Annotated in this window: 15 protein-coding genes and 2 tRNA genes; 2 read left to right on the forward strand and 15 right to left on the reverse strand. The window is 60.5% G+C overall.

Going from position 1 to position 18987, the window contains the following annotated elements:
* Positions 1–11: 11 nt before the first annotated feature.
* The 5 genes from AO240_RS13435 to rnr all read right to left on the reverse strand — a co-directional run bounded on the left by AO240_RS13435 (position 12) and on the right by rnr (position 5329).
* A complete protein-coding gene (locus AO240_RS13435) occupies positions 12–905 on the reverse strand; it encodes a hypothetical protein (protein WP_099236895.1) in 894 nt (297 codons plus the stop codon).
* A 36-nt stretch (positions 906–941) separates the two neighbouring features.
* Positions 942–1172, reverse strand: a complete 231-nt coding sequence (rpsR, locus tag AO240_RS13440) for a 30S ribosomal protein S18 (protein WP_002551829.1) — start codon at positions 1170–1172, stop codon at positions 942–944.
* 28 nt (positions 1173–1200) lie between these two features.
* Positions 1201–1623 carry a 30S ribosomal protein S6 gene (rpsF, locus tag AO240_RS13445; RefSeq protein ID WP_003217491.1) on the reverse strand — a complete coding sequence of 141 codons (423 nt, stop codon included), beginning with the start codon at positions 1621–1623 and terminating at the stop codon, positions 1201–1203.
* Positions 1624–1937: 314 nt separating this feature from the next.
* Positions 1938–2699, reverse strand: coding sequence for a 23S rRNA (guanosine(2251)-2'-O)-methyltransferase RlmB (gene rlmB / locus AO240_RS13450; RefSeq protein ID WP_099236896.1), 762 nt, complete (start codon positions 2697–2699; stop codon positions 1938–1940).
* Positions 2696–5329, reverse strand: coding sequence for a ribonuclease R (gene rnr / locus AO240_RS13455; protein ID WP_099236897.1), 2634 nt, complete (start codon positions 5327–5329; stop codon positions 2696–2698). The genes rlmB and rnr overlap by 4 nt, the downstream gene beginning before the upstream one ends.
* A 224-nt stretch (positions 5330–5553) precedes the next feature.
* Between rnr and AO240_RS13460 the strand changes: the two genes are divergently transcribed.
* Both AO240_RS13460 and AO240_RS13465 read left to right on the forward strand, forming a co-directional pair.
* Positions 5554–5640: transfer RNA gene (locus AO240_RS13460), tRNA-Leu, on the forward strand.
* Between the two features lie 152 nt (positions 5641–5792).
* Positions 5793–5879: transfer RNA gene (locus AO240_RS13465), tRNA-Leu, on the forward strand.
* 75 nt (positions 5880–5954) lie between these two features.
* Here AO240_RS13465 and AO240_RS13470 read toward each other — a convergent pair.
* The 10 genes from AO240_RS13470 to AO240_RS13515 form a co-directional block, all read right to left on the reverse strand.
* The gene (locus AO240_RS13470) at positions 5955–7889 is read right to left on the reverse strand and encodes a methyl-accepting chemotaxis protein (RefSeq protein ID WP_099236898.1); all 1935 of its coding nucleotides are present in this window, start codon (positions 7887–7889) and stop codon (positions 5955–5957) included.
* A gap of 139 nt (positions 7890–8028) precedes the next feature.
* Entirely contained in the window at positions 8029–9318 is a 1290-nt protein-coding gene (locus tag AO240_RS13475) for an adenylosuccinate synthase (RefSeq protein WP_099236899.1), read from the reverse strand.
* A 54-nt stretch (positions 9319–9372) separates the two neighbouring features.
* Positions 9373–10560, reverse strand: coding sequence for an ATP phosphoribosyltransferase regulatory subunit (locus tag AO240_RS13480; protein ID WP_099236900.1), 1188 nt, complete (start codon positions 10558–10560; stop codon positions 9373–9375).
* Between the two features lie 303 nt (positions 10561–10863).
* Complete coding sequence (gene hflC / locus AO240_RS13485; RefSeq protein ID WP_099236901.1) at positions 10864–11730, reverse strand: protease modulator HflC; 867 nt, start codon at positions 11728–11730, stop codon at positions 10864–10866.
* Entirely contained in the window at positions 11730–12905 is a 1176-nt protein-coding gene (gene hflK / locus AO240_RS13490; RefSeq protein ID WP_099236902.1) for an FtsH protease activity modulator HflK, read from the reverse strand. Before hflK ends, hflC begins: the two co-directional genes overlap by 1 nt.
* Before the next feature lie 96 nt (positions 12906–13001).
* Positions 13002–14303: a ribosome rescue GTPase HflX gene (gene hflX, locus AO240_RS13495; RefSeq protein WP_099236903.1), complete on the reverse strand. Its 1302-nt coding sequence runs from the start codon at positions 14301–14303 to the stop codon at positions 13002–13004.
* Positions 14304–14315: 12 nt separating this feature from the next.
* Positions 14316–14576 (reverse strand): RNA chaperone Hfq, encoded by a 261-nt coding sequence (gene hfq / locus AO240_RS13500; protein WP_099236904.1) that lies wholly within the window; start codon positions 14574–14576, stop codon positions 14316–14318.
* Between the two features lie 93 nt (positions 14577–14669).
* A complete protein-coding gene (gene miaA / locus AO240_RS13505; RefSeq protein ID WP_099236905.1) occupies positions 14670–15641 on the reverse strand; it encodes a tRNA (adenosine(37)-N6)-dimethylallyltransferase MiaA in 972 nt (323 codons plus the stop codon).
* Positions 15641–17554: a DNA mismatch repair endonuclease MutL gene (gene mutL, locus AO240_RS13510; protein WP_099236906.1), complete on the reverse strand. Its 1914-nt coding sequence runs from the start codon at positions 17552–17554 to the stop codon at positions 15641–15643. The genes miaA and mutL overlap by 1 nt, the downstream gene beginning before the upstream one ends.
* The gene (locus AO240_RS13515; protein WP_099236907.1) at positions 17554–18975 is read right to left on the reverse strand and encodes an N-acetylmuramoyl-L-alanine amidase; all 1422 of its coding nucleotides are present in this window, start codon (positions 18973–18975) and stop codon (positions 17554–17556) included. The genes mutL and AO240_RS13515 overlap by 1 nt, the downstream gene beginning before the upstream one ends.
* Between the last annotated feature and the right edge of the window lie 12 nt (positions 18976–18987).

Below are 18987 nucleotides of genomic sequence, written 5' to 3' on the forward strand. Positions count from 1 at the left end.
TCCTCTAACTTTTAACCTTCACCGTTCGCGTTATCGGCGTCTTTCGACGCGAGACGACCGCGAAAATCAATCAGGCTGTCGACAATGGCCAAGACCACGAGTAACGGATAGATCAGCTGCATGAACAGCAACAGCGTTACGTACAACCCCACCAGCCAGAACCTGGCCAGGCGCTTTCGCGCAACCAGCCCATGAATCAGGGCCGCCCCGGCAAACACCAGCGGTACGCTGCAAATCGGCGCCAACAAGGCCATCTGTGGGCCGAAGTTCGGCCCGACAACCATGCACGCCAGCAGCAACATCGCCAGCCCCGCGGGAATTCTGATACTGCGAAACTCGCGACCAAAACCACCCGGGTTGTACAACAACGCCTGCCAATAACGCCCAAGAATCAGGCTCAGCACGCTGACGATCTGCAACAACGCCGCTATCAGGCCGGTCAGGACCGGTGCAATCAGTGACGCAAACCGCGCTCGCTCATCTACCGACAATTGCTGGTAGAGATCCCCGAGAGCCCGCGGCAGGATCTTGATGATCTCCTGCGCCAGCGCCTCGATTTGCGGGTGGAAAGCCGCGCCAAGCATCACTGAATACACCAACCCCAATGCCACGCTGACCAGCAGCGTGCGGACCCAGGACTCACTTGCGCGTAAAACCAACGCAAGGCTCGATGACCCCAGCAGTACCAGAAGTACGCGTGGATCACCAAATTGCAGCCACCAGATCAAGGCCGGCAACAATCCCAGGGCAAGAACGCCAAGGGCATCCTTCAAACCGCGCCGCAGTAGCACAAGGCAACCTGCAGCAGCACCCAACCAATAAAGCAGCGGCAATGCCGCACATCCAGCCACTACCAGAGTGGCCTGCACGCGACCGCGCATGATGAACTCAGCTAAGGCGCGCATGCATTCAATCCCTTACTACGTATCGACTGCCCGGTCTCAGCGGCCGTGGCTGTCGGTGTAGGCCAGCAGGGCCAGGAAGCGGGCGCGCTTGATAGCGGTGGCCAGCTGACGCTGATAACGTGCTTTAGTACCGGTGATACGGCTTGGAACGATTTTGCCGGTCTCGGATACGTAGGCTTTCAGAGTGTTGAGATCTTTGTAATCGATCTCTTTCACGTCTTCAGCGGTGAAGCGGCAGAATTTACGACGACGGAAGAAACGTGCCATTTGATAGGCTCCTTAAAAGGTCCGTGGATTACTCGTCAGCGTTATCGCTGTTGTCGCTGTCATCACTATCAGCGCTTTCGGCGCCTTCGTGCTCAGGACGGTCGCGACGCTCACGGCGCTCACTGCGGTTTTCTTCAGCCTTGAGCATCTCGGATTGGCCGGTAACGGCTTCTTCGCGACGGATGACCAGGTTACGGATCACTGCATCGTTGTAGCGGAAGTTGTCTTCCAGCTCGGCCAAGGCCTTGCCAGTGCATTCAACGTTCAGCATCACGTAGTGAGCCTTGTGAACATTGTTGATTGCGTAGGCCAGTTGACGACGGCCCCAATCTTCCAGACGGTGGATTTTGCCGCCGTCTTCTTCGATCAGCTTGGTGTAACGCTCTACCATGCCGCCGACTTGCTCGCTTTGATCCGGGTGGACCAAAAAGATGATTTCGTAATGACGCATGAATGCTCCTTACGGGTTGTAGCCTGCCGCTCAAAAACGGTCAGACAAGGAGTGAATGACACTTATGGACCTTGCCACAGGGAGGCACGTAAATGCCTGCCAGGGAGGCAAGGGGCGCAATTGTAGAGAAGGGGGAGAAACGGCGCAAGGTGATTGGTGATTATTTGAACAACGCACAATCAAGGCAAACACAAAGCAAATGTGGGAGCTGGCTTGCCTGCGATGACAAGGGCACAGGCAACATCTCTGCTGACTGACACACCGTCATCGCGGGCAAGCCCGGCTCCCACAGGGTCTTGCGTCGCTCTCAAGCCTTATTTCTTGGCTTTGGCTTTGGCCTTGACGCCGCGCTGGCGCTGGGCTTCAAACAGGCACACGCCGGTGGCAACCGAGACGTTCAGGCTGCTGACGCTGCCGGCCATCGGCAGGTTCACCAGGTAGTCGCAATGCTCGCGGGTCAGGCGGCGCATGCCCTTGCCTTCAGCACCCATGATCAGAATGGTCGGGCCGGTGAGGTCCTGGTCATAGATACTGACCTCTGCCTCGCCCGCCGTACCCACCACCCACAGGCCGCGCTGCTGGAGTTTCTCCAGGGTGCGCGCCAGGTTGGTGACCGCCACCAACGGAATCACTTCCGCCGCGCCGCAGGCAACTTTACGCACGACCGGCGTCAAGGTAGCCGACTTGTCTTTGGGCACAATTACCGCCAATGCGCCGGCAGCGTCTGCCGAACGCAGGCAGGCGCCGAGGTTGTGCGGGTCGGTCACGCCGTCCAGCACCAGCAACAGCGGCGCGCCTTCGGTACGGTCGAGCAGCTCGTCGAGCATCGCTTCGCCCCACACCTGGCTCGGGCTCACGTCCGCCACCACGCCCTGGTGAACGCCTTCGACCCACACGTCCATTTCACGGCGCTCGGCCTGGCCGATGGCGACTTTGTTTTGGTTCGCCAGCTCGACCAGCGCTTGTACACGCGGCTCGCTGCGGCCTTCGGCCAACCACACTTGCTTGACGCGTTTAGGGTGGTGACGCAGCAGGGCTTCTACGGCGTGCACGCCGTAGATTTTTTCCAGACTCATGACTTGGCCTTAGGTTTGCGCGACCCGCCGCTTTTAGCGGGGGCCGAACCCGCTTTTGGCGGGCCTTTACGGTGTTTACTCGGCTTGCTCGACGGCTTTTCCGCGCCCTGGGACTTTCCCCCAGACGCCGCTTTACCACCGCTTTTGGCTTCGCTGAGCAACTGTTGCTTCAACTCGCGGCTTTTGCGCAGCTCGGCGTTTTTCGCCGCGGCGTCGCTTGGGCGGTAGGCTTCAGGGGCCTTGTCCTTGGCAGACGAACGACGACCGGCCTTGGCTGGCGCAGGCTCAGCGGCGGCTTTCGCAGGGGCGCCCTTGCCTTTGCTGGCTGGCGCGGTCGGTTCGCTGCCACGCTTTTTACGGCTACCCGGCGCTTCGGCGGGTTTGTCAGGCATACCGAAATCGATCTTGCGCTCGTCGAGATCGACGCGCATGACCTGCACTTCCACGGTGTCGCCCAAACGGAAGCTGCGACCGGTGCGCTCGCCCGCCAGGCGGTGATGCACAGGGTCGAAGTGGTAGTAGTCACCCGGCAAGGCGGTGACGTGCACCAGGCCCTCGACGTAGATGTCCGTCAGCTCGACGAACAGACCAAAACCGGTCACGGCGGTAATCACACCCGGGAACGACTCGCCCACGCGGTCCTTCATGAACTCGCACTTGAGCCAGTTCACCACGTCACGCGTGGCTTCGTCGGCACGGCGCTCGCTCATCGAGCACTGCTCGCCCAGCTGTTCCAGGGCCGCTTCGTCGTACGGATAGATCCGCGCCTTCGGAATGGTCATGGCACCGGCGCGCTTGACGTGCGGGGTGTTCTGCTTGGAGTGGATCACGCTGCGGATAGCCCGGTGCGTGAGCAGGTCGGGATAACGGCGGATCGGCGACGTGAAGTGCGTGTACGCCTCGTAATTCAGGCCGAAGTGGCCCTGGTTGTCAGCGCTGTACACCGCTTGGCTGAGGGAGCGCAGCATGACGGTCTGGATCACATGGAAATCCGGACGGTCCTTGATGCCGGCCAGCAGTGCCTGGTAATCCTTCGGCGTTGGGCCGTCCTTGCCTTTGTGCAGGGACAGGCCGAGCTCGCCAAGGAACGCGCGGAGTTTTTCAAGACGCTCCGGCGGCGGGCCGTCGTGCACCCGGTAAAGCGCAGGAATTTCGTGCTTTTTGAGGAATTCAGCGGTGGCCACGTTGGCCGCCAGCATGCATTCCTCGATCAACTTGTGCGCATCGTTGCGGGTGGTCGGGGTGATGGCGGCGATCTTGCGCTCGGAACCGAAGACAATTCGGGTTTCCTGAGTTTCAAAATCAATCGCGCCACGCACATGACGAGCGCCCAACAACACTTTGTACAAGGCGTAAAGCTGCTTGAGATGCGGCACGACGCCTGCGTATTCAGTGCGCAGGGCCTTGGCTTCGCTGGTCTTCGGCGTTTCCAGGATGGTGCTGACCTTGTTGTAGGTCAGGCGCGCCTGGGAGTGGATCACCGCCTCGTAGAACTGGTAATCGGTCATTTCGCCGGTTTTCGAGATGGTCATCTCGCACACCATGGCCAAACGGTCGACTTTCGGGTTCAGGGAGCACAGGCCGTTGGACAGTTGCTCTGGCAACATCGGAATCACGCGCTCAGGGAAGTACACGGAGTTGCCGCGCACCTGAGCTTCGTTGTCCAGCGCCGAGCCGATCTTCACGTAGCTGGAAACGTCGGCAATCGCCACGTACAACTTCCAGCCACCGGAGAACAGGCGCAGCTTGCCAGGCCTGGCTTCGCAATAAACCGCATCGTCGAAGTCGCGAGCGTCTTCGCCGTCGATGGTGACGAACGGCAGGTCGCGCAGGTCGATGCGTTTTTCTTTGTCTTTGTCTTCAACTTCCGGCTTGAGCTTGGCGGCTTCTTTCAGCACAGCCTCGGGCCAGACGTGAGGAATATCGTAGGTGCGCAGCGCCACGTCGATTTCCATGCCCGGCGCCATGTAGTTGCCGACCACTTCCACAATATCGCCCTGCGGCTGGAAGCGCGCAGTGGGCCAGTGGGTGATTTTCACCTCGACGAACTGGCCGACCTTGGCGGCGCCATTACGGCCCGGGGTAATCAGCACTTCTTGCTGGACCTTCGGGTTATCCGGCACCACAAAGCCGATACCGCCTTCTTCGAAGTAACGGCCGACGATGGACTCGTGGGCACGCGACACCACTTCGACGATCACGCCTTCGCGGCGACCGCGACGGTCGAGGCCGGAAACACGCGCCAGCGCACGGTCGCCATCGAACACCAGGCGCATTTGCGCGGGGCTCATGAACAGGTCGTCGCTGCCGTCGTCCGGGATCAGGAAGCCGAAGCCATCACGGTGGCCGGCAATGCGACCGAGGATCAGGTCTAGCTTGTCCACCGGCGCGTAGGTGCCGCGACGGGTATAGATCAGTTGAGCGTCGCGCTCCATGGCACGCAAACGGCGGCGCAGGGCTTCGAGCTGGTCTTCGGTGGTCAGACCGAATTCTTCAACCAACTGCTCGCGGCTAGCAGGCGAACCTCGATCGGCGAGATGCGCCAGGATCAGTTCGCGGCTAGGAATAGGGTTTTCGTATTTTTCCGCTTCACGAGCGGCCTCGGGATCGAGGGACTGCCAATCGGCCATTAGAGAGTTTTCACCTTGTCTATATGCGGGTTAGTTTGGCATACGCGTATTGAAACGGGAAATTTCAGGTAGGAACAAGCGTTTTAAAGGCTTTTACTACCCTCGAAAAACAGCATGCACGACCATTGGCGGAATTTTCCAGGCTTTTTTCATAGCAGGGGTTTACAGCGAAAACTACGCTGCGTATAGTGCGCGCCATCGACGACGGCAACGTTGTTGATGCTGCCCAGGTGGTGAAATTGGTAGACACGCCAGCTTCAGGTGCTGGTGATCGCAAGGTCGTGGAAGTTCGAGTCTTCTCCTGGGCACCAAATTCAGATCAAACCCGCGAAAGCGGGTTTTTTCGTTTCAGCCCTTTGATTTTTAACAATAATCTTGATTTATATTTTTGAATCAGGGGTTTACAGATCAAAAAGCCCTCCGTATAGTTCGCCCCATCAACAGCGCAAGCGTTGCTGATAATGCCCAGGTGGTGAAATTGGTAGACACGCCAGCTTCAGGTGCTGGTGATCGCAAGGTCGTGGAAGTTCGAGTCTTCTCCTGGGCACCAAATTCAGATCAAACCCGCGAAAGCGGGTTTTTTCATGTCTGGGGTTTGAAAATCTCCCCCCAGAACACAACAACACTAGGCGCGGAACTGCCCCAGGCTCGCTTTCAACTGCGCCGCCAAGCCATCCAGCACTTTGCCGCTGGCCGTGGTTTCTACCACCGCTTGCGCTGCTCGCTCAGCCTGCGCATGAATCACCTCTACCCGACCACGCACCGCATGCGCACCCTGCGCCTGATGCTCAGCCGCGCGCGTCGCCAAGCCAATCGCGGCGTGCACCTGCTCCACCGAAGCCTGCACCGTCTGCTGCAAGCGCACGCTGTCACGCAGCACCAGCAAACCTTCGTTGGCCTGACGGCCAGCCTTGCCGATGGTTTCCACCGCCTCACGCGCGCCTTGTTGCAACGCCACGATATGCGCCTGAATGTCACCGGTGGAGCTTTGAGTTTTGCTCGCCAGCGCACGCACCTCGTCCGCCACCACCGCAAAGCCGCGCCCGGTTTCGCCGGCACGCGCCGCTTCGATAGCCGCATTGAGCGCCAACAGGTTGGTCTGCTCGGCGATGCCGTGAATCACCGTCAACACCACTTCGATCTGCTGACTTTGCTGCGCCAGCCGCTCAATAACCTGCGAGCCAGCCTGCACCTGCCCGGCCAAGGCCTCGATCAAACTGCCGACCTCTGCCGAGGTGCGCGAGTTTTCATCGGTGGCCTGGCGAATATCCACCACTTGGCGCAACGCCGCTTGCATGGCGTGGCTTTCGGCCTGCGCCTCATCGGCCATTTGCGACAATGCGCGCAAGCTCTCGGCCACCTCGTCACGCTGCAAACCGGCCGCCGCATCGGCGCCGGCATTGCGCAAGGTCATGGCGCCGATTTCGACGCCGGTGCGCTGGGCCACATCGCCCGCCTCGCGCACGATGGGCTGTAACTTATCGACAAAACGATTGACCGCAGAGGCCATGTCGCCAATCTCATCCTTGCTGCTGATCTGCACGCGCTTGGTGAGGTCGCCCTCACCCGCCGCCAGGTCATCCATGGCCGCAATCAACAACTTCAAGCGGTTGACCACGCGGCGCCCCAAGACGATGGCGATCAGCAACAGCACGCCGAAGCCCACCAGCGCGAGCCCCATGCCGATACGCCAGCGCAGCGTGCCGGCGGCGTCCTGTACGGTGCTGGTGGTGTTGGCGGTCATCTGAGTGGCGGTGGCTTGCGCCGACTGCAAGCGAGCGCCCATGGCCGCTGCGCTGTCCGCCGCCGCCCCCTTGAGGCTGTCACCCACCAACTGGTCACTGCTGGCGATCAGTGCGGCGAACCGCTTGTCCAGCGCCGCCAGGTCGGTCTCTACCGACGCCGTCGAGACGCCCATGATGACTTTGCCGATTTCCACGCCGTTAGGGCTGATCGGCGACTCGACGTAGTACACCGCAGGATCGTTCTTGGCGGCACTCAAGACTTTGTCCAACGCGCGCTCGCCCTGGCCTTTCTCCAGCAGTGCCAGGTTGATCGGGTTGTCGCGGTTCAGGTAGCGCGTCAGGTGTTCCCCTGCGGCGTCGTCATACACCACGAACAACACGTTAGGGTTGCGCTGGGCGCGCCGGGCAAACTCCGACAAGGTTGGCACATCGTTGTCCCACATGGCGCGCGGCGCCACCGAGGCAAGCAGTAGCGCCATATCGTTAGCGGAGTCTTTCAGGTCTTTTTCCAGGGTCGCACGCAATTGCTTCTGCTCGTCCTGCAAGCGCGAAGACAAACCGGTGGTGAGACGCTGGCGGGTGCTGGAAGACAAGCTGTCCAGGCTTGAGGTCACTTCTTTGCCGGCCTGGGCCAGCTCGCCCGAGAGTTTTTGGCTGTCGATGCCCAAGCGAGTGCCCAAATCAGCTTCCAGCGCAGTCACCGTGCTCCGCGCAAGAGCGACGGCGACCAGCACTTGCACCAAAAGAGCGATACCTAGGGTAACGAACACCGGCCGCAACAGCCGGCTTTGTAACAACGAAAGAACGGCAGACACTGGGAATCCCTCCACCACGGGTGCCATTAATTTGATAGCACCGCGAAAGAGATAACCACAGCAAGGGTCGTGCCGTTTAAACCGCGCAAACGACAAAGGGCTCCCGAAGGAGCCCTTTGCTTTTTACATCAACAGCTTGTTAGCCAAACGGGTGACGCAGAACGATGGTCTCGTTGCGGTCCGGGCCAGTCGAAATAATGTCGATCGGTGCACCAATCAGCGCTTCAACACGCTTGATGTAGGCACGGGCGTTGGCCGGCAGCTCTTCCAGGGTTTTCGCGCCCACGGTCGACTCGGTCCAGCCCGGCACTTCTTCGTACACCGGCTGCAGACCCAGATAGCTGTCTGCATCAGTCGGCGCTACATCGTTACCCTCTGCGTCTTTGTAGCCGACACAGATGTTGATGGTTTCCAGACCGTCGAGTACGTCCAGCTTGGTCAGGCAAATGCCCGAGATGCTGTTCACATCGATAGCGCGACGCAGGATAACTGCATCGAACCAGCCGCAACGACGTGCACGGCCGGTGGTTGCGCCAAACTCGTGACCTTGTTTGGCAAGGTGCGCACCGACGTCGTCGAACAGCTCAGTCGGGAATGGACCCGAACCCACACGCGTGGTGTAAGCCTTGGTGATGCCCAGGATGTAATCCAGGAACATCGGGCCAACCCCGGAGCCGGTAGCAACGCCGCCCGCGGTGGTGTTAGAGCTGGTCACGTACGGGTAGGTGCCGTGGTCGATGTCGAGCAACGAACCCTGGGCGCCTTCGAACATGATGTCTTTGCCGGCGCGACGCAGGTCGTGAAGCTCGGCAGTCACGTCCAGCATCAGCGGCTTGAGCAGCTCGGCGTATTCTTTGCACTCGGCCAGCGTTTTGTCGTAGTCGATGGCCGGCTCTTTGTAGTAACCCACCAGCATGAAGTTGTGGTAATCCACCAGTTCACGCAGCTTGTCGGCAAAGCGCGGCATGTTGAGCAGGTCGCCAACACGCAGGCCACGACGAGCGACCTTGTCTTCATAGGCCGGGCCGATGCCGCGACCGGTCGTACCGATCTTCAGCTCGCCACGCGCTTTTTCACGGGCTTGGTCCAGCGCAACGTGATAGGACAGGATCAGCGGGCAAGACGGGCTGATACGCAGGCGCTCGCGCACCGGCACGCCTTTCTCTTCCAGCTTGGTGATCTCACGCAGCAGGGCGTCCGGTGCAACCACCACGCCGTTGCCGATCAGGCACTGCACGCCTTCGCGCAGTACGCCCGACGGGATCAGGTGCAAAACGGTTTTTTCGCCATCGATGACCAGCGTGTGGCCAGCGTTGTGGCCACCTTGGTAGCGCACTACGGCGGCAGCATGTTCGGTCAGCAGATCAACGATCTTGCCTTTGCCCTCATCACCCCATTGGGTGCCCAGGACTACGACATTCTTACCCATAACACTTGTCCTCATTCGCGCAAACTTGGTGCCGGCGATGGCCGGCAGGAAAACTCAAGAAGCCAGTGGCGATACTTGCCAAAGCCCGTTCTGCAGAATCAATTGCCGGTCGCAGTCCGCTTCACGGGCGGCGCCCAATGGCTGCCCAGGCAAAGCCTGGACAACACGCTGACCCTCACTGCGCAACTGGCAAACCTGCTGCCAGAGTGCTGCGTCCGTACTGTCGGGCATCCAGATGCCACCAGACGGCAGCTCGACCTCAGCACGCCCCAGGGTCACCAGGGTTTTCAAATCGGTAGAAAAGCCAGTCGCTGGCCGCGCGCGACCGAAGTCGGCGCCGATGTCGTCGTAACGACCGCCCTGCGCAATGGCCTGGCCAACACCCGGCACAAACACGGCGAACACCACACCGGTGTGGTAGTGGTAGCCGCGCAACTCGCCCAGGTCAAAATACAGCGGCAACTGCGGGAAGCGCGCCGACAACCGCTCGGCAATCGCCAGCACGTCGTCCAGCGCCGCCAACACGGGCGCCGGTGCGTTGGCCAGGCGCTCACGCGCAGCCACCAGCACTTCACGGCCGCCACACAGGTCAACCAGTGCGCGCAGCATGCCGGCGAGGTCAGCCGGCACAGCTTCGGTGAGCGCGATCACTTCATCGATAGCCTTGCGTTGCAGGGCATCGAACAATTGTTGCTCCGCTTCACCGGACAACCCGGCGGCACGCGCCAGGCCACGGTAAATACCGACGTGGCCGAGGTCCATGTGTACATCCGGCACATCAGCCAGTTGCAGCATCGCCAGCATCAGGCTGATCACTTCAACGTCGCTGCTCGGGCTGGCATCACCGTACAGCTCGGCGCCCAACTGGATCGGGCTACGGGAAGACGACAAGGCACGCGGCTGCGCGTGCAGCACACTGCCGGCGTAGCACAGGCGGCTCGGGCCTTCGCGGCGCAGGGTGTGCGCATCGATGCGCGCCACTTGCGGCGTGATGTCGGCACGAAAACCCATTTGCCGGCCCGATTGCGGGTCGATGACTTTGAAGGTGCGCAGATCCAGGTCCTGGCCCGCGCCGGTCAGCAGCGATTCCAGGTACTCGATATGCGGGGTCACGACAAACTCGTACCCCCAGCTCTGGAACAGATCCAACACCTGGCGACGCGCTACTTCAATGCGCGCAGCTTCCGGTGGCAGTACTTCTTCGATGCCATCTGGCAGCAGCCAGCGGTCTACCGTTGCCATTACGCCATTCCCCTATGATCCGGGCAGCCAACCCTCGGCCGAGCCCTGAGTGAAGCAGAAAATACCCGGCCCCCGCATAAACAACGCGCAAGAACGACGTGACGAATGGCCTGCATGCGGCCTCGTCGGGCACTTTCCTCGAAAAAACTGTGGCGTCTGCGCAGCCCACAACAATCAAACATGCAGACGCAAAAAAGCCGGGAATTTCCCGGCTGCCGCATCATACACCCGTTTTCTGAAAGGATCACCCCGCCAGACGTTTTAGCCGCCAGGCGGGAGTGAGCCTACAGAATCACAGGGCTGTTACTTGGACTTTTCCAGGTAGCGGAAGAAATCGCTGCTTGGGTCCAGCACCATGACGTCGGTTTTGTTCGCAAAGCTTTCACGGTAAGCGCGCAGGCTGCGGTAGAACGCGTAGAACTCCTGGTCCTGGCCATAAGCCTTGGAGTAGATCGACGCGGCCTGAGCATCACCATCACCGCGGGCCTCTTCAGACTCGCGATAAGCTTCGGCCAGCAGTACACGGCGCTGACGATCGGCATCCGCACGGATACCTTCAGCCAGCTCGTTACCTTTGGCGCGATGCTCACGGGCTTCACGCTCACGCTCGGTGCTCATACGTTCGAACACGCTGCGGTTAACTTCCTTGGGCAGGTCGATGGCCTTGACCCGGACATCGACAACTTCGATACCCAGTTCTTTTTCGGCCATGCTGTTCAACGAACGCGTGATGTCAGCCATCAACGCATCACGTTCACCCGAGACCACCTCGTGCAGGGTGCGCTTACCAAACTGGTCACGCAGGCCCGATTCCAGACGGCGCGACAAACGCTCGTCGGCAATTTGCTTGAGGCCGGATGTCGCGGTGTAGAAACGCTCGGCATCCTTGACGCGCCACTTGGCGTAGGCATCAACCATTACGGCTTTCTTTTCCAGGGTCAGGAAGCGTTGTGTCGGTGCATCCAGGGTCATCAGGCGGCCGTCAAACTTGCGCACCTGGTTCACGTAGGGGACTTTCACATGCAAGCCAGGCTGGACATCCGCCTGCACCACACGACCGAATTGCAGCAACACCGCGCGCTCGGTCTGAGACACGATGTAGAAGCAGTTCCAGGCAGCGATGACCACGACAACCCCTACAATCAGGGCGGTCAGCGATTTATTGTTCATCAACGACTCTCCCTGGTACGTGTTTGCTGTTGCAACAAGTCAGCGGCCGCACGGGCGCTCGCTTCATTGGCAGCAGCGGTCGAACCGTTGGACGGTGCGCTGGTGCTGCTACGACCGCCTTCGATCATCTTGTCCAGCGGCAGGTAAAGCAGGTTGTTCTGCCCACCTTTGCTGCCGGTCACGAGCACCTTGCTGGTGTTGCTGAAAACTTCCTGCATGGTGTCGAGGTACAGACGCTCACGCGTGACTTCCGGGGCCTTGCGGTACTCGGCAACCAGTTTGGTGAAGCGGTCCGCTTCACCCTTGGCGCGCGAAACCACTTCGTCGCGGTAACCGTTGGCATCTTCAAGGATGCGCTGGGCCTGACCACGGGCTTCCGGCACGACGCCGTTGGCGTAGGTTTCAGCCTGGTTGCGCGAACGCTGCTCGTCTTCACGGGCGCGAATCACGTCATCAAAGGCTTCCTGCACTTCGCGCGGTGCCGCTGCGCTCTGTACGTTCACCTGGGTGACGGTGATACCGGTGCGATAGGTATCGAGGAACCGTTGCAGGCGCTCCTTGATCTCGCTGGCCATCAATTCACGGCCTTCGGTCAGCACCTGGTCCATGGCGGTGGAACCCACCACATGGCGCAGGGCGCTTTCGGTTGCGTGTTGCAGGCTGATTTCCGGCTGGTCAACGTTCAGCACGAAGTCCTGCAGGTTGGTGATCTTGTACTGCACGGTCAGCGGCACTTCGACGATGTTCTCGTCTTCGGTCAGCATCTGGCCCTGCTTGGTGTAGGCACGCTCACGCGTGACGTTCTCCATGTACTTTTTGTCGATCGGCGGGAAATAGATGTTCAGGCCCGGGCCGACGGTCTCGTAGTACTTGCCGAAGCGCAGCACCACAGCTTGCTCCTGCTCGTCGACCACGTAGACGGCGCTGTACAGCCACACGGCCGCGAGCACGACAAGGCCCAGGCCCAGCAGGCCATAGCCGCCGCCCTTGCTGGTGCGACCACCGTCGTCACCACCGCGTTTTTTACCGCCACCGAACAACCCATTCAGGCTTTCCTGCAGCTTTCGGAAGGCCTCGTCGAGATCTGGTGGCCCCTTGCGGTCGCCATTATTGCGGCGTTTACCACCCCAAGGATCCTGATTATTCGAGTTGCCACCCGGCTCATTCCAAGCCATAGCGCTCTCCATCTGATAAAGCAAAGACGCACCCACGGCGCGCCGACCAATGCTACAGAATGCCTGCTACTGCGGCACAACCGCTTTCGGAGGCTTTTATTGCAAAGTGTGTTGTTCGATAAACTCCGTCGGCACCTCGCCTTCACGACTAACCAGCCGATTCAGCTCTGCGCGCGGCAATCGAACGGCCAGCAAGCTGACACCTTCTTCGTCGTGTTCTTCTTTCTGTACCGCGCCCAGCTCGAAAAACTGTGCACGCAGTCGAGCAAAACGCTGAGGCAAGCGCAAGGTGCCGACGAACAAATCACCCCCGAGCAACTCGGCAATCGCTTGTTCGAGCAAATCCAGGCCAGCGCCATCGCGCGCCGACACCCAAACCCGCTGGGGCTTGCCATCTTCGTCGCGCTGAATTTGCGGCTCAACGCCCTCAAGCAAATCGAGTTTGTTATAGACCTCAAGGATCGGCAAGTCTTGGGCGCCAATCTCGCCCAGCACCACCATTACCTGTTCGATCTGCAACATGCGATCCGGCTCAGCCGCATCGATCACGTGCAACAGCAGGTCGGAGTTGCTCGACTCTTCGAGCGTAGACCTGAATGCCTCGACCAGCTTGTGCGGCAAGTGACGAATGAACCCCACGGTGTCGGCCAACACGATCGGCCCCAAGTCGTCCAGTTCGAGACGGCGCAAGGTCGGGTCGAGGGTGGCGAACAGTTGGTCGGCGGCGTAGACGTCGGATTTGGTTACGTTGTTGAACAGGGTCGATTTGCCGGCGTTGGTGTAGCCCACCAGGGAAACCGTAGGAATATCGGCACGCATACGCCCGCGACGCGACTGCTCGCGCTGGCTGCGTACTTTTTCGAGGCGGCCCTTGATCTGTCGCAGACGAACCCGCAGCAAGCGCCGGTCGGTTTCCAACTGGGTTTCACCCGGGCCACGCATGCCGATACCACCACCTTGACGCTCAAGGTGAGTCCAGCCACGCACCAGCCGCGTGCTCATGTGGTCAAGCTGGGCCAGTTCAACCTGGAGCTTGCCTTCATGGGTACGGGCGCGTTGGGCGAAAATATCGAGAATCAGACCCGTGCGGTCGATCACGCGGCACTCGAACACACGTTCGAGGTTACGTTCCTGACTGGGCGTGAGGATGTGATTGAAGATCACCAGATCGGCCTTTTCGGCATGCACCAGGTCGCGCAGTTCCTCGACCTTGCCGCTGCCAATCAGGAATTTGGCGGTTGGCCGATGACGCGGTACGTTAAAAAACGCAACGGTCTCGGCGCCGGCCGAATTTGCCAACTCCTGAAACTCCTGCGGATCTTCGCGCGCCTCAGGGTCCTGTCCATCCAAGTGAACGAGGATTACTCGCTCACCACCACCGTGGCGCTCAAAGAACAAAGGAGACTCCTATCAGGCGTTACCTGGCTCAGCGTCCACTTGCTCGCCATCAGCTGCGCTAGGCAGACGAATTGGACGAACAGGAACGACTGTCGAGATAGCATGCTTGTAAACCATCTGGCTGACGGTGTTTTTCAGCAGGATCACGAACTGGTCGAACGACTCGATCGTGCCTTGCAGCTTGATACCGTTGACCAGATAGATGGAAACCCCAACTTTCTCTTTACGTAAAGTATTCAAGTAAGGGTCTTGTAGCGAATGCCCTTTTGACATGTGCCGCACTCCTTTAAGGATCAATAATAAAATTCGGAAAATAGATAGCTTATGGCCGCCACACCCCCAAGGATAGACGGCAATTGCAAGGACTCAGCTCAATATGGAGACCGTGCCCAAGTATTTCAAGGCGCGTGACAGATTGTCGCTGTCCAGGCTGTCCAACCAGTGCAAATCGCTCCAGCTGCGCAACCAGGTGAACTGGCGTTTCGCCAATTGGCGCGTGGCAATGATGCCGCGCTCCTGCATGTCGGTTGACGTCAGCTTGCCATCCAGATGATCCCAGACTTGGCGGTAGCCTACAGCACGTATCGAAGGCAACCCTGAATGCAGGTCACCTCTGGAACGCAGTGCTACGACCTCGTCGACGAACCCCTGTTCCAACATAATTGTGAATCTTTGTGCAATTCGTTCATGCAGCACCTGGCGATTTGCCGGAGCGATGGCCAGATTCGCCACAGTATAGGGTAATTGTGACTGACCAGAAGCGCCTGCTTCAGCACTTTGCGCAGTTTGTTTCAGCCGATGTTCAGTCATGGTCTGCCCGCTGACCCGCCAGACTTCCAGGGCGCGAGTAAGGCGCTGGGGGTCGTTGGGGTGAATGCGCGCAGCGGAAACCGGGTCGACCGCCGCCAACTGGTCGTGCAGGGCTTGCCAGCCAAGGCGTGCAGCCTCGTCCTCAAGCTCGGCACGCACGCAGGCGTCGGCGGGCGGCATGTCGGCCAGCCCTTCCTGCAAAGCCTTGTAGTAGAGCATTGTGCCGCCGACCAGCAGCGGAATATTACCCCGCGCGGTGATCGCGGCCATCGCGGCCAGCGCGTCGCGACGAAAATCGGCAGCCGAGTAGCTTTGCGACGGGTCGATGATGTCGATCAACTGGTGCGGGTACTCGGCCAGCAGCGCTTTTGACGGCTTGGCCGTGCCAATGTCCATGTCCCGGTAAACCAGGGCAGAGTCGACGCTGATCAGTTCACACGGCAGCACCTTGCTCAGCTCGATGGCGAGGTCGGTCTTGCCGGCGGCCGTGGGGCCCATCAGGAAAATCGCGGGGGGCAAGGCACTCATCAACGGCCGCGCAAGAACAGTTTGTCCAGATCGTCCAGGCCCATTTGGGTCCAGGTCGGTCGGCCGTGGTTGCATTGCCCGCTGCGCTCGGTGTTTTCCATGTCGCGCAGCAGGCCGTTCATTTCCGGCAAGGCCAGGCGGCGGTTGGCGCGAATGGCGCCGTGGCAGGCCATGGTGCCGAGCAGTTCGTTGATGTGCGCCTGAATGCGGTCACTGGTGCCGTATTCCATCAGGTCTGCCAGCACGTCAGCGACCAACCGGTTGGCTTCGGCCTGCTTGAGCAGCGCGGGAATCTGGCGAATCGCCAGAGTTTCCGGGCCGAGGCGTTGTAATTCAAAGCCGAGCTTCTGGAACACGCTGTGGTGTTCTTCGGCGCAATCGGCCTCACGCTGGCTGACGGCCAGGGATTCCGGCACCAGCAGCGGCTGGCCGCTGAGGCCTTCGCTGGCCATGGCGATCTTCAGGCGCTCGTACATGATCCGCTCGTGAGCGGCGTGCATGTCCACCAACACCAGACCATGGGCGTTTTCCGCGAGGATATAGATACCCTTGAGCTGCGCCAGCGCATAACCCAGCGGCGGAATGTCCCCGCCGCCTTCCGGCAATGCAACAGCGCCCGCCTCGGCACCTGGCAACGGCGCAAAAAACTCGCGATAGGCCGCCTGGGCCTCGGCCACCTGCACCGCCGACTGTGGGCGCGGCGTGTATTGGTACTGATAACCCGCACCCGCGCCCGCGCCAGGCGCCGTATACGCAGGCTGCGGCTGCGGCGATTGCAGCAAGTTGGCCGCCAGGCTCATTTCGCCCTGAGGGCCGAACTCGCCGGCCTCGGGACCCGACGGGCGTACCACTGCGGTCACAATCGGTGCGGATAACTGGTCATCCGGACGCACATCGCCCAAGGCGCGGTGCAGGGTGCCATAGAGGAAGTCGTGCACCATGCGCCCGTCACGGAAACGCACTTCGTGCTTGGTCGGGTGCACGTTGACGTCGACCACCGACGGGTCGACCTCAAAGAACAGCACAAACGTCGGGTGCCGCCCGTTGAACAGCACATCCCGATACGCTTGGCGCACCGCGTGGGCCACCAGCTTGTCGCGTACCGCGCGGCCATTTACAAAGAAATATTGCAGGTCCGCCTGGCTACGCGAGAAGGTCGGCAAGCCCACCCAACCCCACAAGTGCAGGCCATTGCGCTCGATTTCAATCGGCAGCGCCTGCTCCAGAAACCCCGCGCCGCAGATCGCCGACACACGTCGCGCACGGGCCGCATCGTCATGGGCCTCGTGCAGGCTGAGGATGGTTTTGCCGTTGTGGCGCAAGTGGAATGCCACGTCAAAACGCGCCAGGGCCAGGCGTTTGATGACTTCTTGCAGGTGATCGAATTCGGTTTTTTCGGCCTTGAGAAATTTGCGCCGCGCCGGCGTGTTGAAGAACAGGTCGCGCACCTCAACCGAGGTACCCACCGGGTGCGCCGCCGGCTGGACGCGTGGCGCCATATCGCGGCCTTCGGTCTCAACTTGCCAGGCCTGCTCGGCGTCACGCGTGCGTGAGGTCAATGTCAGGCGGGCCACGGAGCTGATCGAGGCCAGCGCCTCACCGCGAAAGCCGAGGCTCATGACCCGCTCCAGGTCTTCGAGGTCGCGAATTTTGCTGGTAGCGTGACGCGCGAGGGCCAGCGGCAGGTCATCGGAAGAGATGCCACTGCCGTCATCGCGCACCCGCAGCAGCTTGACGCCGCCCTGCTCCACGTCGACATCGATGCGCTTGGCGCCGGAGTCGATGCTGTTCTCCAGCAGCTCCTTGATCACCGATGCCGGGCGCTCAACCACCTCGCCCGCAGCAATCTGGTTCGCCAGGCGCGGGCTGAGCAGTTCGATGCGCGAGCCGCTGTTGAGGACTGATTCACTCATTACTGCGCCGCCAGTTCTGTGCCGGGGATGGTCAGCACCTGACCCACTTTCAACTCGTCGGTTTTCAGGTTATTGGCGTTGCGCAAAGTCGCAGCCGACACTTGAAAACGCACGGCCAGCATGGCCAGGGTATCGCCGGGCTGCACACGATGATCACGCGGGCCCTGAACAATTTTGCCGGAGTCGCGCAGCCAGGCGATATAGCTGCCCGGCGGCGGGTTTTGCTGGAAGAACTGCCGAATACCCGCGCTGATCGAGCGCGCCAGTGCCTGTTGGTGGCTGGCGCTGGCAAGTTTCGAGGCTTCGTTGGAATTGGAGATAAACCCGGTTTCCACCAGGATCGACGGAATGTCCGGCGACTTCAGCACCATGAACCCGGCCTGCTCCACACGTTGTTTGTGCAAGGACGTGACCCGACCGATGTTGCTCAGCACCTTCTGGCCGACGTTCAGGCTGGAGGTCAGCGAAGCGGTCATCGACAGATCAAGCAGCACGCCTGCGAGCATTTTGTCTTTGTCATCAAGGGACACGTTGCCGGTGCCGCCGATCAAGTCGGAACGGTTTTCACTGTCGGCCAGCCAACGTGCAGTCTCCGAGGTGGCGCCACGGTCTGACAGGGCGAACACCGAGGCGCCAAAGGCGGCGGCCGAAGGTGCAGCGTCGGCGTGGATCGACACAAACAGGTCGGCGCCCTTTTTACGCGCGATTTCGGTACGGCCGCGCAGCGGAATGAAGTAGTCGCCGGTACGCGTCAGCTCGGCGCGATAGCCCTTCATGCCATTGACCTGACGCTGCAGTTCACGGGCGATGGCCAATACCACGTCTTTTTCATGCTGGCCGCGCGAACCGGATGCGCCGGGGTCTTCACCGCCGTGGCCGGCGTCGATCACCACAATAACGTCGCGCTTGCCCGCAGGCGCAGGCGGCGGCGGTGGCAATTTGACTTGCGGCTGCGACGGGTTGACCGGCACCGCCGGTACGGTCGCAACCGCAGGCGTTGGCGCAGGCGGCGGCGCGGCATCGGCGGCGTTGTCGAACAAGTCGACCACCAGCCGGTTACCGTATTGGGCGTTCGGCGCCAACACAAAACTTTTCGGGGTCACGGCCTTTTTCAGGTCGATAACCACGCGCAGGTCGGTCGGCGTACGCTGGGCCGAGCGCATTGAGGTAATCGGCGTATTCGCGGTGGACACTTTCAGCGGCGCACCCAAGGTCGCGCCATTGATGTCGATCACCAGGCGATCCGGCGCCGTGAGGGTAAAGACGCTGTGCTGGACCGGGCCAGACAGGTCAAACACCAGTCGCGTGTTATCCGGCGCTCGCCACAGGCGAACACTTTTCACCTGTGAAGCAGCCAGAGCATTGAAAGTCATTGCCGCAAGCAATACCCCTACGACAGCAACCATCGCGCGAAAGCGCATACCTAACCCCAC

The organism is Pseudomonas sp. ICMP 460 (genome assembly GCF_002723595.1).
Classification (GTDB): Bacteria; Pseudomonadota; Gammaproteobacteria; order Pseudomonadales; family Pseudomonadaceae; genus Aquipseudomonas; species Aquipseudomonas kitaguniensis.